This window comes from Rudanella lutea DSM 19387 (assembly GCF_000383955.1).
GTDB lineage: Bacteria > Bacteroidota > Bacteroidia > Cytophagales > Spirosomataceae > Rudanella > Rudanella lutea.
This window is the reverse complement of the sequence record NZ_KB913013.1, coordinates 2,522,067-2,537,219: the sequence shown is the minus strand read 5'-3', so window position 1 is coordinate 2,537,219 and position 15,153 is coordinate 2,522,067. Positions and strand designations below refer to the sequence as shown.

The 15,153-nt window shown below is 54.4% G+C and carries 13 protein-coding genes; 8 read left to right on the top strand and 5 right to left on the bottom strand.

What is annotated here, in order from left to right; translation table 11 throughout:
- Positions 1-40 precede the first annotated feature (40 nt).
- Both RUDLU_RS0110500 and RUDLU_RS0110495 read left to right on the top strand, forming a co-directional pair.
- Entirely contained in the window at positions 41-958 is a 918-nt protein-coding gene (locus tag RUDLU_RS0110500) for a DUF1338 domain-containing protein (protein WP_019988336.1), read from the top strand.
- Positions 959-1,173: 215 nt separating this feature from the next.
- Positions 1,174-1,395, top strand: coding sequence for a Kazal-type serine protease inhibitor family protein (locus RUDLU_RS0110495; RefSeq protein WP_019988335.1), 222 nt, complete (start codon positions 1,174-1,176; stop codon positions 1,393-1,395).
- Position 1,396: 1 nt separating this feature from the next.
- Here the strand turns inward: RUDLU_RS0110495 and RUDLU_RS0110490 are convergent, their stop codons facing one another.
- The 4 genes from RUDLU_RS0110490 to RUDLU_RS0110475 form a co-directional block, all read right to left on the bottom strand.
- The gene (locus RUDLU_RS0110490) at positions 1,397-3,058 is read right to left on the bottom strand and encodes an acyl-CoA carboxylase subunit beta (RefSeq protein WP_019988334.1); all 1,662 of its coding nucleotides are present in this window, start codon (positions 3,056-3,058) and stop codon (positions 1,397-1,399) included.
- 148 nt (positions 3,059-3,206) lie between these two features.
- The gene (locus RUDLU_RS0110485) at positions 3,207-3,788 is read right to left on the bottom strand and encodes a Uma2 family endonuclease (protein WP_019988333.1); all 582 of its coding nucleotides are present in this window, start codon (positions 3,786-3,788) and stop codon (positions 3,207-3,209) included.
- 66 nt (positions 3,789-3,854) lie between these two features.
- Positions 3,855-4,856 (bottom strand): MlaD family protein, encoded by a 1,002-nt coding sequence (locus tag RUDLU_RS0110480; RefSeq protein WP_027302947.1) that lies wholly within the window; start codon positions 4,854-4,856, stop codon positions 3,855-3,857.
- Between the two features lie 345 nt (positions 4,857-5,201).
- Positions 5,202-6,086, bottom strand: coding sequence for an N-acetylmuramoyl-L-alanine amidase family protein (locus tag RUDLU_RS0110475; RefSeq protein WP_019988331.1), 885 nt, complete (start codon positions 6,084-6,086; stop codon positions 5,202-5,204).
- A gap of 221 nt (positions 6,087-6,307) precedes the next feature.
- Here RUDLU_RS0110475 and RUDLU_RS0110470 point away from each other — a divergent pair, with 221 nt between their 5' ends.
- The 4 genes from RUDLU_RS0110470 to RUDLU_RS0110455 all read left to right on the top strand — a co-directional run bounded on the left by RUDLU_RS0110470 (position 6,308) and on the right by RUDLU_RS0110455 (position 12,070).
- Positions 6,308-9,154 carry a putative LPS assembly protein LptD gene (locus RUDLU_RS0110470; protein WP_019988330.1) on the top strand — a complete coding sequence of 949 codons (2,847 nt, stop codon included), beginning with the start codon at positions 6,308-6,310 and terminating at the stop codon, positions 9,152-9,154.
- A 238-nt stretch (positions 9,155-9,392) separates the two neighbouring features.
- Positions 9,393-9,881 (top strand): response regulator, encoded by a 489-nt coding sequence (locus RUDLU_RS27280; protein ID WP_019988329.1) that lies wholly within the window; start codon positions 9,393-9,395, stop codon positions 9,879-9,881.
- A 37-nt stretch (positions 9,882-9,918) separates the two neighbouring features.
- Complete coding sequence (locus tag RUDLU_RS0110460) at positions 9,919-10,713, top strand: response regulator transcription factor (protein WP_019988328.1); 795 nt, start codon at positions 9,919-9,921, stop codon at positions 10,711-10,713.
- An 82-nt stretch (positions 10,714-10,795) separates the two neighbouring features.
- Entirely contained in the window at positions 10,796-12,070 is a 1,275-nt protein-coding gene (locus tag RUDLU_RS0110455; protein WP_019988327.1) for a glycosyltransferase, read from the top strand.
- A gap of 305 nt (positions 12,071-12,375) precedes the next feature.
- Here the strand turns inward: RUDLU_RS0110455 and RUDLU_RS0110450 are convergent, their stop codons facing one another.
- Positions 12,376-12,789: an SPW repeat domain-containing protein gene (locus tag RUDLU_RS0110450; protein ID WP_245581653.1), complete on the bottom strand. Its 414-nt coding sequence runs from the start codon at positions 12,787-12,789 to the stop codon at positions 12,376-12,378.
- 592 nt (positions 12,790-13,381) lie between these two features.
- On the opposite strand from RUDLU_RS0110450, the gene RUDLU_RS0110445 reads away from it, so the two are divergent.
- Together RUDLU_RS0110445 and RUDLU_RS0110440 are read left to right on the top strand one after the other, a co-directional pair.
- A complete protein-coding gene (locus RUDLU_RS0110445; protein WP_019988325.1) occupies positions 13,382-14,071 on the top strand; it encodes a hypothetical protein in 690 nt (229 codons plus the stop codon).
- Positions 14,072-14,406: 335 nt separating this feature from the next.
- Complete coding sequence (locus tag RUDLU_RS0110440; RefSeq protein ID WP_157580157.1) at positions 14,407-14,955, top strand: hypothetical protein; 549 nt, start codon at positions 14,407-14,409, stop codon at positions 14,953-14,955.
- Positions 14,956-15,153: the final 198 nt, after the last annotated feature.

Here is a 15,153-nt window from a genome sequence, read left to right as displayed (position 1 = left end):
AAAATTCGACCTTTGTTTTTTGCTAAACCATACAATGCGTATGACAACTTCATCAAATAAGATTGACACCCTCCACGCAGTTCTCGATGGCCTGATGCGCCGGTATCGGGAGCGGGTTCCCGATGTAAGCGGAATTATCGACGCCATGATCGATGAGGAAATTATCGATTCGGCCGACGAGATCGAAAATGACCATATCGCCTTCCGAACCATGGGCGTACCCAACCTCGGTATCGCTTCGTTCGAGAAGATATTTACCCATTACGGCTACCAGAAACGCGACGCGTACAATTTCACCGAGAAAAAACTGTCGGCCTACTGGTATGCCCCACCGGCAGGCACCGAAAATCTGCCCCGTATTTTTGTCAGTGAGCTGCGCGTGCACGAACTGTCGGAAAAAGCGCAGCAGATCATTCACAAGTACACCGATCAGGTGACGAGCGACCCCGTTGATGCACTTGACCTGGACGATGCCGTGGCTGTGGATGCGTTTCTGCACCAGCCACTCTGGGAAATGCCCACTGTAGACGATTACCAGACGCTACTCGCCGAAAGCGAGTATGCCGCCTGGGTGATTTACAACCGGTATTACCTCAACCACTTCACCATCAGCGTACACAACCTCGAACCGGGTTATAACACCATCGACGAGTTTGTGGAGTTTCTGAAAAGCCGCGAGTTCAAGCTCAATTCGGCGGGGGGAGTGATCAAAATTAGCCCCGATGGTGGTTTGCGTCAGGCGTCGACAGTGGCGCAGATGATCGATGCCGAGTTTGCCAATGGCCAAACGCTCCGTATTGCGGGTTCGTACGTGGAGTTTGCCGACCGGCGGGTATTGCCCGAATTTGCCGGTTTGCCAGCGAGTCAGATTGGTCGGCAGCATCGGCGTGAAGGCTTTGAAGCGGGCAATGCCGACAAGATTTTCGAGAGTACCTTCACTACCCAAACCGGGCGGTAGAGACTCATAATTTACAAAAATGAGAAGACCCCATTCCAACCGTTTCGGTCAGAATGGGGTCTCTGTTTGAGAGGCTGTACTAGTTCTTAAACAGATAAGTAGTCAGGCCGAATTAATGTATAACGAACAATGTAAAATGTACAATGAAATGGTTGGTTATCAGTAGGTAAACCAATTATTCATGACTCATTTTACATTGTACATTCACGTATTCCATGAAAGCTTTTTTGACCATTGTGCTTTTGGCCGGTTTGTTAAGCTGCGAGAAAACCGAGGACGTTCAGGCCGACTGTGTGGCCCGGGTTAACCCCGACTGTTTTTGCACGCAACAATACGATCCCGTTTGCGGCTGTGATGGTAAAACCTATGGCAACGCCTGCATGGCCGCCTGCTCGGGTATTCGGGTAGTGAGCAATGGCGAGTGCGGGGGGAAGTAAGCTACGTCTGAATAACGCCGACTGAGAAAGACCGCTCAATGGGCGCGTGGTTGGCGGCAGCAATTCCCTCCGATAGAACCGTCCGGGTCTGAAGCGGGTCGATGACCGCGTCGACCCAAAGCCGGGCAGCTGCGTAGTACGGCGACAGTTGCGCGTTGTACTGATCGGTGATTTTACGGAGTTGGGCCTGCTCCTCTTCCTGCGTCATGGGTTGCCCTTTCGCTTTCTGGGTAGCCACCTGAATCTGCAACAGGGTTTTTGCGGCCGATGCCCCGCTCATCACGGCCATTTGGGCTGTGGGCCAGGCTACCATCAGGCGTGGGTCGTAGGCGCGGCCACACATGGCGTAGTTGCCCGCGCCGTAGGAGTTGCCCACCACCACCGTGAATTTGGGTACTACCGAGTTGGCCATGGCATTGACCATCTTGGCACCGTCTTTAATGATACCGCTCTGCTCGGCCCGGCTCCCAACCATGAAGCCCGTTACGTCCTGAACAAACACCAAGGGCAGGCGTTTCTGGTTGCACACCATGATAAACCGGGCAGCCTTGTCGGCGGCATCGCCGTAGATAACTCCGCCCATTTGCAACTCAGCGGCCGGCGTTCCGGCGGCCGGCGCTCCGGGGCCCGACGAGCCCGCGCCGGTTTTGCCTTTTGCCTTTACTACTTTGCGCTGATTGGCCACAATGCCCACCGCCCAGCCGTCGATACGGGCGTACCCGCACAACAACGACTGCCCATAGGTCGGCTTGTACTCATCAAACTCCGAGTTGTCTACAAGCCGCTCCAGAATCTCGCGCATATCGTAGGGCTTCACGCGGTCGGTGGGGAGTAGCTCGTAAATCTCGGCGGGATTTTTGGCGGGCAGGGCGGGAGTCACCCGGCTGAATCCGGCGTTGGCGGGTGTGCCCATGCGTCCGAAAATGCGCTTGATGGCGTCGAGACAGCTCTGATCATCGGGGTAACGGTTGTCTACTACGCCCGAAATATCGGTATGGGTTACGGCTCCGCCCAGGGTTTCGGAGTCGACGTCTTCGCCGATACTTGCCTTAACCAGATACGGACCCGCGAGGTAGATACTACCCGTGCCTTCCACAATGAGGGCTTCGTCGGACATGATGGGCAGGTACGCGCCCCCGGCCACGCAACTGCCCATGATAGCGGCTACCTGCAACACGCCCATGGCCGAGAGTTTGGCGTTGTTCCGAAACGTGCGCCCGAAATGTTCTTTGTCGGCAAATACTTCGTCCTGCAAGGGGAGGTACACGCCCGCACTGTCGACGAGGTACACAATGGGCAGGCGGTTTTCAATAGCGATTTCCTGGGCGCGGAGGTTTTTCTTGGCTGTTATCGGAAACCAGGCGCCGGCTTTCACGGTCGCGTCGTTGGCCACAATCATGCACTGTTGGCCCGAAATGTATCCGATGCCCGTAACCACCCCACCCGATGGGCAGCCGCCATGTTCGGGGTACATGCCCTCGCCCACAAACAGGCCGATTTCAACAAACGGGCGGTCGGGGTCGGTCAGGTACGAGATGCGTTCGCGGGCGGTTAGTTTGCCTTTACGGTGCTGATCGTCAATTTTTTTGGGGCCACCGCCGAGTTGGGTTTGGGCGGTGCGGGTCTGAAGGTCGTCGATGAAGTGTTGAAAGGTATTCGCCATGTACTGTCGAATGGTTTGTTGTATTGCATAAACCTACGACATAAAGCGGTTGTTACCACATCGCCCGGGCCTCGCGCTTGCCGGTGTGTTAGCAAGCGGGAAGTCCGGGCGAGTTAAAGGCTGCCTCTTCGGGCGGGCCGACGATATTTCAGGGAATCAGATCAATGGTGCGGGCGTAGGCTTGCCTGAGCGTAACCGTGAGCCCGATGGATTGAATGGTGAATTGCCCGGCGGGGTCGGTGGTTTCTTCAATCAAGGTCCACTGCCCCCGTTCGCTCTTTGTCCAGACCTCTACGCCCACCCGCAAAGAGTCGATGAGGATATACTCGCGCAACGACGGAATGCCTCGGTACCGGTGAAATTTGCGGCCCCGGTCGTAATCTTCGGTGCCTTCCGACATCACTTCCAGTAGCACCGTAGGATTGAGCAAGTTATCAAACTGATCGGGCATGAGCTGGGGCTCCCCGCACACAATCACGATATCCGGGTAAGCGTACAGGCCCGATTCGGGCAGGTGCACCCGCATGTCGGATGAAAACGATTGGCAAGTGGCTTCTTCCAGATGCTGGATTACCTTACCATTTACATTGTCGCGGATTCGATTGTGATTACGGGTTGCGCCAGCTATTGGAATAATTTCTCCGTCCAAAAACTCACTCTTTTCGAGTGCCTGCCGTTCGGCGGTCAGGTACTCTTCGGCGCTGACACTTTGTTTTTCTGCAACTACCATACCGGTTGGCCGAGTTTGTTTTTGGGAAATTACGCAGCGATAGGCTAAAAGTCAACCTGTTAGCCCCTACGGTTGCTGGGTCGAGTCGGCGCGGGTAGTAATCACCGTGGTGGTCGTGACCGAACCGGGCCGGGCAGGCTGCGTTTTGTCTTTACGCCCAAACAGAGAGAAATGTACGTACCGTTTGGGGTTCTCGCGTAGGTCGGTGAGGAGCTTTTCGAGGCTGGCCGTGGTGGCGTTTACGTTGGTGTACAGAGCCTCGTCGGAGGTGAGCTTACCGAGCGAGCCTTTGCCCTGCTGCACACCAGCCAGCAGTTTCTGCAAATTATCGACGGTGCGGTTGGCGTTGGCGAGCGTAGCCCGCAGCTCAAGCACCCGCAGCGAGTCGGCCACGTTGTCGACCTTGGCCAGAATGGGTTTCAGTTGACGCTCTGTTTCGATGAGCGAAGCCGAAAGCCGGTTTACGTTGCCGAGGGTAGTACGCAGAGCGGCCCGGTTTTCCTGAACGGTCAGATCGAGGGTGCCGGTTACGCGGTTGGCACTGGCCAGGGTAGCGTTGAGGGCGGCCCCGGTCTGATCAAACGACTTCACAATCACGTTGAGGTTGCGGGTGAGCGAGTCAACGTTGTTCAGTACGGGGAGCGTTTTTTCGCGGATGAGTGCCTGCAAGCCTTGCTCTTTGGCAGCTACGAGCATTCCTTCGTTTTCGAGAGGGCCGTTTTGGGCCGGAATCTGCAACTGAATCACCTTGCCACCCAAAAGCCCACCGTCGGCCAGAATAGCCCGCGTGCCTTTGGCAATCTGAATTCGTTTCTGAATGGCAACCGTAACCATCAGCTTGTTGCCCTGATCCTGAAGGATTTCAATTTGCTTGACCCGGCCTACGGCCAAGCCGTTGAGCGTAACGGCATTCGACGCCGTGAGGCCATCTACATTGTCGTAGATGACGCGGTAGTGATTATCAGAAGAGAAAAAATCGGAACCTTTTAAATACTGGAATCCAAAGTAAAACATTGCCAGAGCAACAACCGCAAGGATCCCTACCTTTACTTCCTGGGAGATTTTCATGGATGGCTGACCGAGGAGTCAAATTTGCTTTCGTATATAACCCACGTAAACCGGGTTTTGTCCCGCAAAAGTACAAAAGATAGAGAACTGTACCCGCCAATACATGATGAGTGGGCGTAAGGCAAGTTTGCCAACGGTTCTTTCAACCACCCCCCGGCCCCCTCCTTGAACTAAGGAGGGGGAGCAGAAAAGGGGCCTTCATTGGCTCCCCCTCCTGTTTTTCAGGAGGGGGCCGGGGGGTGGTAAATGGGCAACGGATGGTTGGTCGGCACAAACGTGTCCTACACCCATGATGAGTGGGCGTACACCGTGTGTACAAACCAGCTCATTGTTCTTCACGCACCATTAATTCGCCATCTCAATTTCCGATTTGTACGAAGCGAAGGCCTTGAAAAGCGAGGTCGATATGGCGTCCTGCCCTTCGGCCGAGGCCAGGTACCGTTCTTCGTCGGGGTTGGTCAGATACCCTGTCTCGACCAGTACGCTGGGCATGGTGGTGCGCCAAAGGACCACAAAGCCTGCCTGCTTTACACCGTGGCTCCGGCGTTCGGCGTTGTGCTTAAAGCTGCGTTCTACCTTCTCGGCAAAGTTGATACTGCTGGCCATAAATGCGTGCTGGTAGTTGGCCAGCATAATGTGGGCCAAAGGCGAGTTGGGGTTGAAACCTTTGTACTTTTGCTCGTAGTTTTCTTCCTTCAGGATAACGGCGTTTTCCCGGCGGGCTACCTCCAGGTTACCTTCGGTTTTATGCAACCCTAACGTGTAAGTCTCGGTACCGTGGAGGGTCTTCGATTTGGGGTGAGCGTTTACGTGAATCGAGATAAACAGGTCGGCCCGGTTGCGGTTGGCAATGGCGGCCCGCTCGGCCAGGTCTACGAAATGGTCGCTGGCCCGAGTCAGAATTACCCGTACTTCGGGCATGTCGGTCTTGATCTTTTTGGCCAGTTGCAGCGCAATTTTGAGCACAATCCGCGATTCACGGTTGCGCGAGGTCATACAACCGGGGTCTTTGCCGCCATGACCGGGGTCGATCACCACGGTACGTAGCTGATTGCCGCGGCCGGCATCGGCGGTAGAGGCCGGAATGGTATCCTGCGGAAGCAGGGCGGGTTTGGGCAGGGCCGTCATGGCCAGCAGGGGCCAAACGATAACCGAAGCTTTCACCGTATCCTTAATAATTTTTAACAGACTGTTCCGTTTCAACGCAATGATGGGACTCACGTTCGTCATACCTTTGTGCAATGGGCTTATTCCCCGCGTTTGACAGATTACTTCCATTGGTAGAACTAAAAAAAGCATACTTTATTTTACCATTCAGCCGCTTGCCGAAGCTGGTGCCGTACCTTACTATCCTATGGCTTTGCTTAGGTAGTTTGGTGGCTGTGGCTCAGCAGGTTCCGGTATTACCGCCAAAAGGTGGATTGCCTCCGGCTACTGTTCCAACACAAACCGTGCCGGATCGGCCCACGCCAGCGGGGATAAATTCGTTACCGGCGACACCACCCGCTTCGGCTACGCCCACGTCGGGCACGGCCGTGCGGAGCCGGCGTTCGCTCAACCTGCGTACCCGCACCGGAGCCCCCGGCGACACCACCGGGTTGGCCGCCGTTCGGGACTCCACCTTGCAGGATTCGCTCGCGGCCGATCAGGCGTTTAGAACCACAGTGAAATACTCCTCAAAAGATTCGACGATTTACGCGGCCGATGGGCAGGTGGTCGAACTGTTTGGTGATGCTAACGTGGAGTACGGCGACATTTCGCTCAAGGCCGACTATATCCGGCTCAATTACACCACCAACGAGGTGTTTGCGCGGGGTCGCTACGACTCCACGGCCCGCAAGCTCATTGGGCAACCCGTATTTAAAGACGGGGGCGATCAGTACGATGCCAAGGAGATCCGGTACAATTTCCGGTCGAAGAAAGGCAAGATTCAGGGCGTAGTGACGCAGCAGGGCGAGGGCAATATCCGGGGGAATAGCGTGAAGAAGGATGCCGAGAATAACATGTACATCCGGGGGGCTATTTACACCACCTGTAACCTGGCTACGCCCCACTTCCATATTAACGCCAGCAAGCTGAAGGTGGTGCACAATAAACAGGTAATTGCCGGGCCGTTTAACTTGGTTATCAATCAGATACCATTGCCGATTGGCTTGCCGTTTGGGTTCTTCCCGTTCCCCAAGAAGAAAGATATTGGTGTGTCGGGGGTGCTTATTCCGCAGTATGGCGAGGAACCCAACGGGCGCGGTTACTACCTGCGCGATGGGGGCTACTACTGGGCCGTGAACGAGAATATTGGCCTTCAGTTTAAAGGCCAGATTTACTCGCGGGGTAGTTGGGGGGTGGGCACCACCGGAGCCTACAACAAACGCTACCGCTACAGTGGGGGCTTCGACCTGCGCTTTGCCCGTAACCGCTCCGGCGACCGGGTCGATAAGACGCAGTCGCCCCGTAACGATTTTGCCGTCACCTGGTCGCACACGCCCCAGAACTTGGGCAAGCGGAGTACGTTTTCGGCCAACGTCAACATCAGCAGCAACAGCTTTAACCAGTTCAATACCGCCGATGCACAACGGTACGTGTCCAACGTGGCGGGGTCGTCGGTGCAGTACAGCCGTCAGGTGGGCCAGTATATCCGAACCAGCTCCAGTTTCCGGGTCAATCAGCAGTTCGGGCAAACCGACCCGCGCACCGGCATTCGGCAAAACGGTAAAACCGACGTAGCCACCGATGTTTCGTTTGGTCTGAACCAGATTGCACCGTTTGCTCTCAAAGGTGGCTCGGGCAAGTGGTACGAATCGTTTCGGGTAGGTTTTGATTTCAACGGGGCCGCTACGGTCACCAACTCGGTCAATACTAACCGGATTGATACGTCGGGTTTGGGCTTTCGGATTGTGGGTACGGGGGCACGGCTTCGGCCACGGGGCGATATTGTTCGCGATAGCCTTGCCCGCGCCGATAGTATCCGGCTGGGTCTGATCCGGCAAAACGGTGCGCTCATTTCCGATCCCAACCTGGTAGCTTTCAATCTGGCCAATATGCCCGCCCTGTTGCGCAACGCCCTCGTTACGGGCCGGTACAGCATCCCGATTTCGTTGCCCAACATCAAGCTTGCCAAATACATTAACCTGACGCCCGGTTTCTCGTTCAACGGAGATATTTATCGGAAAAAGCTCAATTACACCTACCTGGGGGGCGACTCAGTGCGGATTGATACGCTCGCTGGCCTGTCTACCGTGTACAACTTTGCCACAAGCGTGAGCATGAACACCCGCGCTTACGGAACGGTGTTTTTCAAAGGCAAACGGCTACAGGCCATCCGGCATACCATAGCGCCTTCGGTATCGCTGGCGTACGTGCCTAACTTCTCCAACCCGTCGTTTGGGTTTACGCAGTACCTGCCCATTCCGGGATTGCCTGAGTATCGGCGGTACGTGTCGCGCTACCGGGGCATCGGGGGGGCATCGTCCGGCGGCACCGGCAAAGCCAATGCGATTGTCTCCTTCGGGATTGTCAATCAGCTCGAAATGAAGGTCAGGGCGCGCAACGACTCGGCGGGGCAGGAGTTTAAGAAGGTGTCAATTTTCGATAATATCAGCCTCAACGGTAGCTACGACCTCAACGCGCCGGTGTTCAACCTGTCGAATATATCGTTGAGCGCCAATACGCAGATTTTCAAGAATATCAGCTTCAACTTTGCGGCCAATTTTGACCCCTACGCCTACCGTGAAATCAACAAAACGACCACCGGCGCCCGGCAGTTCGAGCGGATTCCGGTGTACGCCATTCGGCAGGGGCAGGGGCTCGCGCGGCTCACGAGTGCGCAGGTGTACGTGAGCGGTCGTATTGTGCCCAAAGGGGCCGATAAGCCCAAGAAACCCGTACCCGGCACCAACGATGTGACCATGCGGGCCATCAACGCCAACCCCGACCTGTACGTTGATTTCAATATTCCCTGGTCGCTTAACGTGAGCTATTCGTTCGGCTATACCCAAATTGACCCGTCGCAGTCGAACATCATTCAGGCCGTTACGCTCAATGGGGATTTCAGCCTGACGCCCAAGTGGAAGTTTACCGTGCAGTCGGGCTTCGATATCAAGGCCAAGCGGCCCTCGCTGACTACGGTGGGTATCAACCGCGACCTGCATTGCTGGGATATGGCGTTCAACTGGACGCCGTTTTCGGGCAGCGCCCTCCGCAGCGGCAACTACTCGTTCGACCTGCGGGTGCGGTCGGCCATTTTGCAGGAGCTTAAGCTGAGCCGTCGGCGGAGTTTCTACGATCGGGGCGGCTTCTAAACCAGCGCTGTACACCACAACCAACCGGCCGACGGGATGCAAAACCCGTCGGCCGGTTTTGTGTTTAGGGACCGTTGCCTTGCTACCCTATCGCGCGGGTCAAACATTTGAGTTCTGTTGAAGTACCGTTTTTAGTATAGTGTAATTGTAGAATATTCGGTATGGGTTGCTATGTACGAGCGATCCGCCCCCTGTTCGATTCCCGATAATGGGCAGGGGCTTGAACAGATCAGATAGTATGAACAAAAAGGCTGATGTTTCGACCCAACCATCGCCCAGGGTGTATATCGTGGATGATACGGCCGACTACCGGTTTCTGGTCCAACAGATTTTCGATCGGTTTCTGACGCAGTACAGAGTGGCGCTTTTTCCGGGCGGAGATGCGTTGCTGACCCATTTACGTCAGATTCCGGCCCGATCGCCAGAGGCCGAGGCTTCTTTGCCGGCCTTGATTCTGCTCGACCTGCATATGCCCTATCTGGACGGGAAACAGACCCTGGCGCAACTCAAAGACGATCCGGCGCTCAAAAACATACCGGTAGTGATTGTCACGAGTTCGTCGTCGGCCGAAGAAATCCGGGCCTGTTACGAAGCCGGTGCCAATTCCTGCCTACCCAAACCGATCGGGATAGAGGCCATGCAGCAGCTGCTGGGGCTGACCTGCCACTACTGGGTCGATACCAACTGGCAGCTTGTGCCCGCCGTATCGAGCCCCAATCATTCCTGAACTCGTTTGTCCACCTTCTTCAACTCTTCTTTCGTACGTGCAATTCATCCATGATCTTCTCGAACACCCGTCGCTGCTCGCTTACTTTTCCGGGGCCAACAACTATACGTGGTTGCAGTTTCGGAACGGCGAGCGACGCTTGCTGGCTAAGCCGCTGACTTATTTTGAGGAGCGATTGCCGGGCTTTGTGCGGATTCATAAAACAGCCTTGATCAACCCGGTTTTTGTTGACGAAGTACAGTCGCCACCGGGCCCCAAGATGGCGGGCGCGGTGCGCATGAAAGACGGTACCCAATTGCCTGTGAGCCGCCGACGCTGGCGCGATGTGCAGCAAACGCTGTGTCGGCCCGGCCCGGCCTTGCCCGAGGCCCCTTCGGTAATGCCCGAACCCGCCGGGCGGGCTACGCCTTACCGACCCCCGCTGCCCCGGTTGCTGGCTCTGATGACTGGCGACGCCCTGTTGCTGACCCGCGAGTGCATCGAAACGGCAGACATAGCCTGTACCCTACAGGCTCTTGAGCAGGGGGCGGGGCTGGCCAATGCGCTGTTGCTTAAACCCACGGCTACCTGGCCTTCGCTCATTCTGATCGACGCCCGGCTGAATCGCCCCGACCGAGTGCTTACGTTACGAACGCTTAAAACCCATCCGCAGCTGCGGGCCATTCCGGTGGTGTGGCTGGCAGGGTCGGAGCAGGATACCATGCAGGCCTATCAACTCGATGCCAACTCGGTGGTGGTGGTTCCCGACGACCCGGCCTCGTTTACGCGGCTTGTTCGGCAGTTGTGTACGTACTGGCTCACGGTAGTGCAGCTACCACCCGAAGAGGTGTAGCGGGTAGGCCGCCTGTCTGGCGGACCGTTACCTCATTCAGCGTCTTCGACTTATGACTACTCCTTGATGCTCGCCCGTTGTCATGTACAGTAGTATCCATGGCCGCGCCCGGCGCGCACTCAACGGTTTCAACATGAACAGCAGCAACGACATACTCTCTTCTGCCACCACCGCACCCAATACCATCCCGAAGGGGCTACGAATCAGCCCCGACTTAACTACGCCGGGTGCCCGCGCGGCCACTTCGGCGACTCCCGACGATATTGACGATCTGCTTTGCTTTTCGCACCTGCGCTGGAATTTTGTGTATCAGCGGCCTCAGCATTTGCTGACACGTGCCGCCCGGCGTTGGCGGGTGTGGTATGTGGAGGAGCCCGTCTGGAGCGATACGCCCGGCTTGCGGGTGCGGTTGGCGGGGCATCAGCTATACGTGGTAGAGCCCCATTTGCCCCACGGTACTACCCCCGACGAGGCCATCCGACTACAGCGGGCGATGGTGGATCAGTTGCGGGCCGATCACCGGATTCAGAACTACGCGGTCTGGTATTACACGCCCATGGCCATGCTCTTCAGCGATCACCTGCATCCGCGCCTGACCGTGTACGATTGTATGGACGAACTGTCGGCGTTTATGGGCGCACCGCCCTTGCTTATTGAGCAGGAGCAGCGACTCATGCACCGGGCTAATCTGGTGTTTACGGGCGGCTACAGCCTGTACGAAGCCAAACAGAAGCACCACACGCGGGCGTACCCATTTCCGAGCTGTATTGATTACGACCACTTTGTACAGGCGCGGGCAGGCTTGCCCAACCCGGCCGATCAGCAGGGCATCGTAGGCCCCCGAATTGGATACAGCGGGGTTATCGACGAACGGCTCGATCTGGCCCTGATTGACCAGCTGGTGCAGCACCGGCCCGACTGGCAGTTTGTGTTTCTGGGACCGGTGGCCAAGATTCACCCCGACCAGTTACCCAGGCACCCGAACCTGCATTTTCTGGGTATGAAGGCCTACGATGATCTGCCCGCTTATTTCAGCAACTGGCAGGCCGCGCTTATGCCCTTTGCCATCAATGCCGCCACCAAATACATCAGCCCCACCAAAACGCCCGAATACCTGGCGGCCGGGTTGCCGGTTCTGTCGACCCCGGTGCGCGATGTGGTGCGGAGTTACGGTGGCTGGGAGCGCGTTTGCATTGCCGGGTCGGCCGAGGAACTGAGCACCCGCCTGGCGTCTCTGCTCCACCGGTCCGACGATAGCGATGGCCCCCAGCTGGAGCAGTTTCTACGCGAGCAGTCGTGGGAGAATACCTGGCAGCAGATGCAGCGCATCATGAAAACCCAGCTGCTGGTGGGGTAGGAGGCCGCTATAAGAAACATGAGTCATCCCGAATTTTAGGGTAGTCTAGGCCTCGACCCAACCCAACGCCCCGTTAGGGGCCCAATGTTGCTAGAAAAGACGTCTCTCAAGAGAACCAGAGCCCCGAAGGGGCGTAACTCGAATCAAGTTACGCCCCTTCGGGGCTCGGCTATTTGGATCATTTTCCCCGTTAGCTACAAACATTAAGCCCCTAACGGGGCATGCAAGGGGAACTTGGGCCTGAACCATCAAGATGTTGAAAATTCGGGATGACTCATGTTTGTGTTGTAACAGAGCTGCGTTTATCAGACATCGGCGGGTTTGCGCCGGGTCAGCAAGCCAGCTCCCACTTCGAGCAAACCAAAGGCCAGATGCGGCCAGTATTTGCGTTTCGCGAAGCCAAATAGCCAGGGCGAAGCTGCCACCAGCACCCCGTTAAGCGTATCGACGTTGAGGTGCGTACGCATGGGTATCTGCCGCGACAGGCCAGCTTCGTAATTTGTTAGTGCCGACAAACCGAGCACGGCAACACCCGTGCCAACGGCCACCCGCCGGGCTGCTTTGTTATCGGCAAACTTGAAAAGCCAGGGCGACGCAATAAACAAAGCCCCGCTGGCATAGTCCAGCATGCCGTGGACTTTGGTTGGAATGGGTTTCCGGCTCATGTACTCCATCGTTAATAACAACAGCACCCCGAAGCGGGCTGGTTGTTGGGTCACCTGATGTGTTTTTAACAACCTACAGCCGGTACGTGCCGGGCATCCGGCGACTGAGTGAGGCAACGGTGCGTATGTGCCCGTTGGCTCAGGTTCGCGAGACGGTTATTGGCTGATACAGTTGCTTGGCGGCCTCGAAGAGGTAATTAGGATGACCGTCGATGTCCTAATACCGGATAATAAATTGGGGGTCAACAACTGCGCGATTCATGAAGCAAACGTAAGTAACTCATTTGGAAATAAGGAACCATTCGGTTTATTTTAGGCAAATAGGGTAACCTATTCATGGGACCAGTCATAAAGTCCGTCGCAGAACGACAAACGTGTCAGTATAAAGCCTTTGTAGTTCCGCGAGTTTACGTACAATAGTGTGTTGGGTGCAGGGTCAAGCCGTGGCTTGTTTGCCGTCGTCTCGGCGACAATGCGAACGCCCCGGTTATGGAAGTTGGGGCTTGCGGGGCGGATTCTGGCTGACAGGGCGAACGTCCCCTGCGGTCAGGTTGTGATCCGTAAGGCAGCTTCCGGCTTACAGCGTGAACGCCCAAGTTGGATGAGTTAGGCAAACTGAATTATCGACACATAACTTTTTAAAATAATGACGCTTAATGACATACTTTTTAGGTACAAAAACGAAGAATTTTCATTCTTTAAATACAACGATAGTGATGGAGAGCCTATCAATACAGTTTTTGTACTTGAATCACAAGCGGATTATTTGGATAAGTATCTGAATTTTTACAAAGAACTTCCTAATCTTACAGAGGTAATTGTTTTTGCAGCAGATGGGACATTCAAAATCACAAATAGAGGAATGGCCTACTTTATTAGACATGGTCACCAAGATGTCTTTACTGACAAAGAAGGGAATACACGAGGAGTTTCAAAAGAAATTACAAAACTGGTCAGAAACAATCTGTTAACCAGATTTAACGATTTAGAGAATGCTACCACCTTTGACCAGATTATGAAAATAGTGACTGAATGTAAGGTTAGGGGGTTTGGTGAATTATCAATCTATGATACCAGTTTAAGGATTGCCGCTTACAAGAATATTGAACCAGATAAAGTCTTTCTTTGTGCTGGTACAAGAGCGGGTTCTGAAATATTAGAGATGAAAGGTTTTGTAAAAGAAGGTACTTCTAAAAAGAGGTTCGTTTCGGATGAAGAATTACCTTTAGAATTCAGAACACAATCAGGATTGTCAAAAAAAGAAATTCACAATATTGCGTGTTTGTACAAGCTATTGTTTCGACAACTACTTGCAAGAATTTCTCAGAGTAATTGAATAGTTAGTAAATTATTCGCTCCGTGTGGGCAGCTCTCCATCGACAAGTAGTACGTTCCTGGGTTGAGCGACAACCCAACATGAACAGGGGTTTAAAGGTTACAAGTCTCTCGCGTTCAGTGAAATAACTTTTTTATTCATTAACCCCCGTGGGCGTTGGGTGATTCCAAACAAGATGTGAGTGCAAGGCAGGTTCCCTGCGAAAGGATAACGAGTTGATAGTAAGTGTTTATTGATGGTGTTTCGCGTTCCGGCCGACAGGTCAAGCATCACTGTACAGAACGCAGATGCTAGGTCTCAGTTTTCAAAAGTATATCCACAACCTACTGATTGCTATGTATGACATTAATTTTGAGCCGTTTGTAGGCAAAGATTATTATTCTCAATCGCCTAAAATCCTTGTATTAGGTGAGTCGCATTATGCAGGCGAAGGCGATCAACAAAGCGACTTCACTCAAAAGATAGTTCAAGAAAACGCTCAAAGGCAGAACGGGCAAAGTCACCGCTTCTTTACCCTTATTGCCAAGTCCATCGACAAGCAGCTTGACAATCTAACCGCTCCAAGCCTGTGGGACAGGGTGGCTTTTTATAATTATGTTCAGGTTATTGTTGGGGCAAGGCCTGGAATACGTCCGACCAATACTATGTTTGCTAATTCTGACCAAGCTTACCGAGCTGTGTTAGAGCGGTTGAAGCCTGATCTTGTCGTAGTAGTAGGGCGTCGCCTTGCCAGTCATTTAGCTTGGCACAAAAACTATTTTGGCCCCGCTTTCCCCAATTATATTGCCTGCAATTGGGCGCACCCCGCTTCATATGGTTCGTTCAAAATTCAGGAAGCTACTCAAGCTTTTGAAGCTGCTTACAACCAATTTATGGGTGATTAATTTCTGTTATGTATTTGGTTGGTTCGCTCTGCGGGGTCCACTTACCTGGGACAAGCATCACTCGACGTAGGCCAGTGCGGCAGCCCAACTTGAATGAGGTGTAAAGGTAGCAACGTACCTGAGTTTTAGCTTATCTTGCCTTCATCTATCAACACCCGTTGGCGTTGGGGGCAATGGCCAGTTTGAAGAAAGACTACG

Bases quoted from the DNA above. Each gene is read 5' to 3' on its own strand.
- RUDLU_RS0110500 (WP_019988336.1), top strand. From the start codon at position 41: ATGACAACTTCATCAAATAAGATTGACACCCTCCACGCAGTTCTCGAT.
- RUDLU_RS0110495 (WP_019988335.1), top strand. From the start codon at position 1,174: ATGAAAGCTTTTTTGACCATTGTGCTTTTGGCCGGTTTGTTAAGCTGC.
- RUDLU_RS0110490 (WP_019988334.1), bottom strand. From the start codon at position 3,058: ATGGCGAATACCTTTCAACACTTCATCGACGACCTTCAGACCCGCACC.
- RUDLU_RS0110485 (WP_019988333.1), bottom strand. From the start codon at position 3,788: ATGGTAGTTGCAGAAAAACAAAGTGTCAGCGCCGAAGAGTACCTGACC.
- RUDLU_RS0110480 (WP_027302947.1), bottom strand. From the start codon at position 4,856: ATGAAAATCTCCCAGGAAGTAAAGGTAGGGATCCTTGCGGTTGTTGCT.
- RUDLU_RS0110475 (WP_019988331.1), bottom strand. From the start codon at position 6,086: ATGACGAACGTGAGTCCCATCATTGCGTTGAAACGGAACAGTCTGTTA.
- RUDLU_RS27280 (WP_019988329.1), top strand. From the start codon at position 9,393: ATGAACAAAAAGGCTGATGTTTCGACCCAACCATCGCCCAGGGTGTAT.
- RUDLU_RS0110455 (WP_019988327.1), top strand. From the start codon at position 10,796: ATGTACAGTAGTATCCATGGCCGCGCCCGGCGCGCACTCAACGGTTTC.
- RUDLU_RS0110445 (WP_019988325.1), top strand. From the start codon at position 13,382: ATGACGCTTAATGACATACTTTTTAGGTACAAAAACGAAGAATTTTCA.
- RUDLU_RS0110440 (WP_157580157.1), top strand. From the start codon at position 14,407: ATGTATGACATTAATTTTGAGCCGTTTGTAGGCAAAGATTATTATTCT.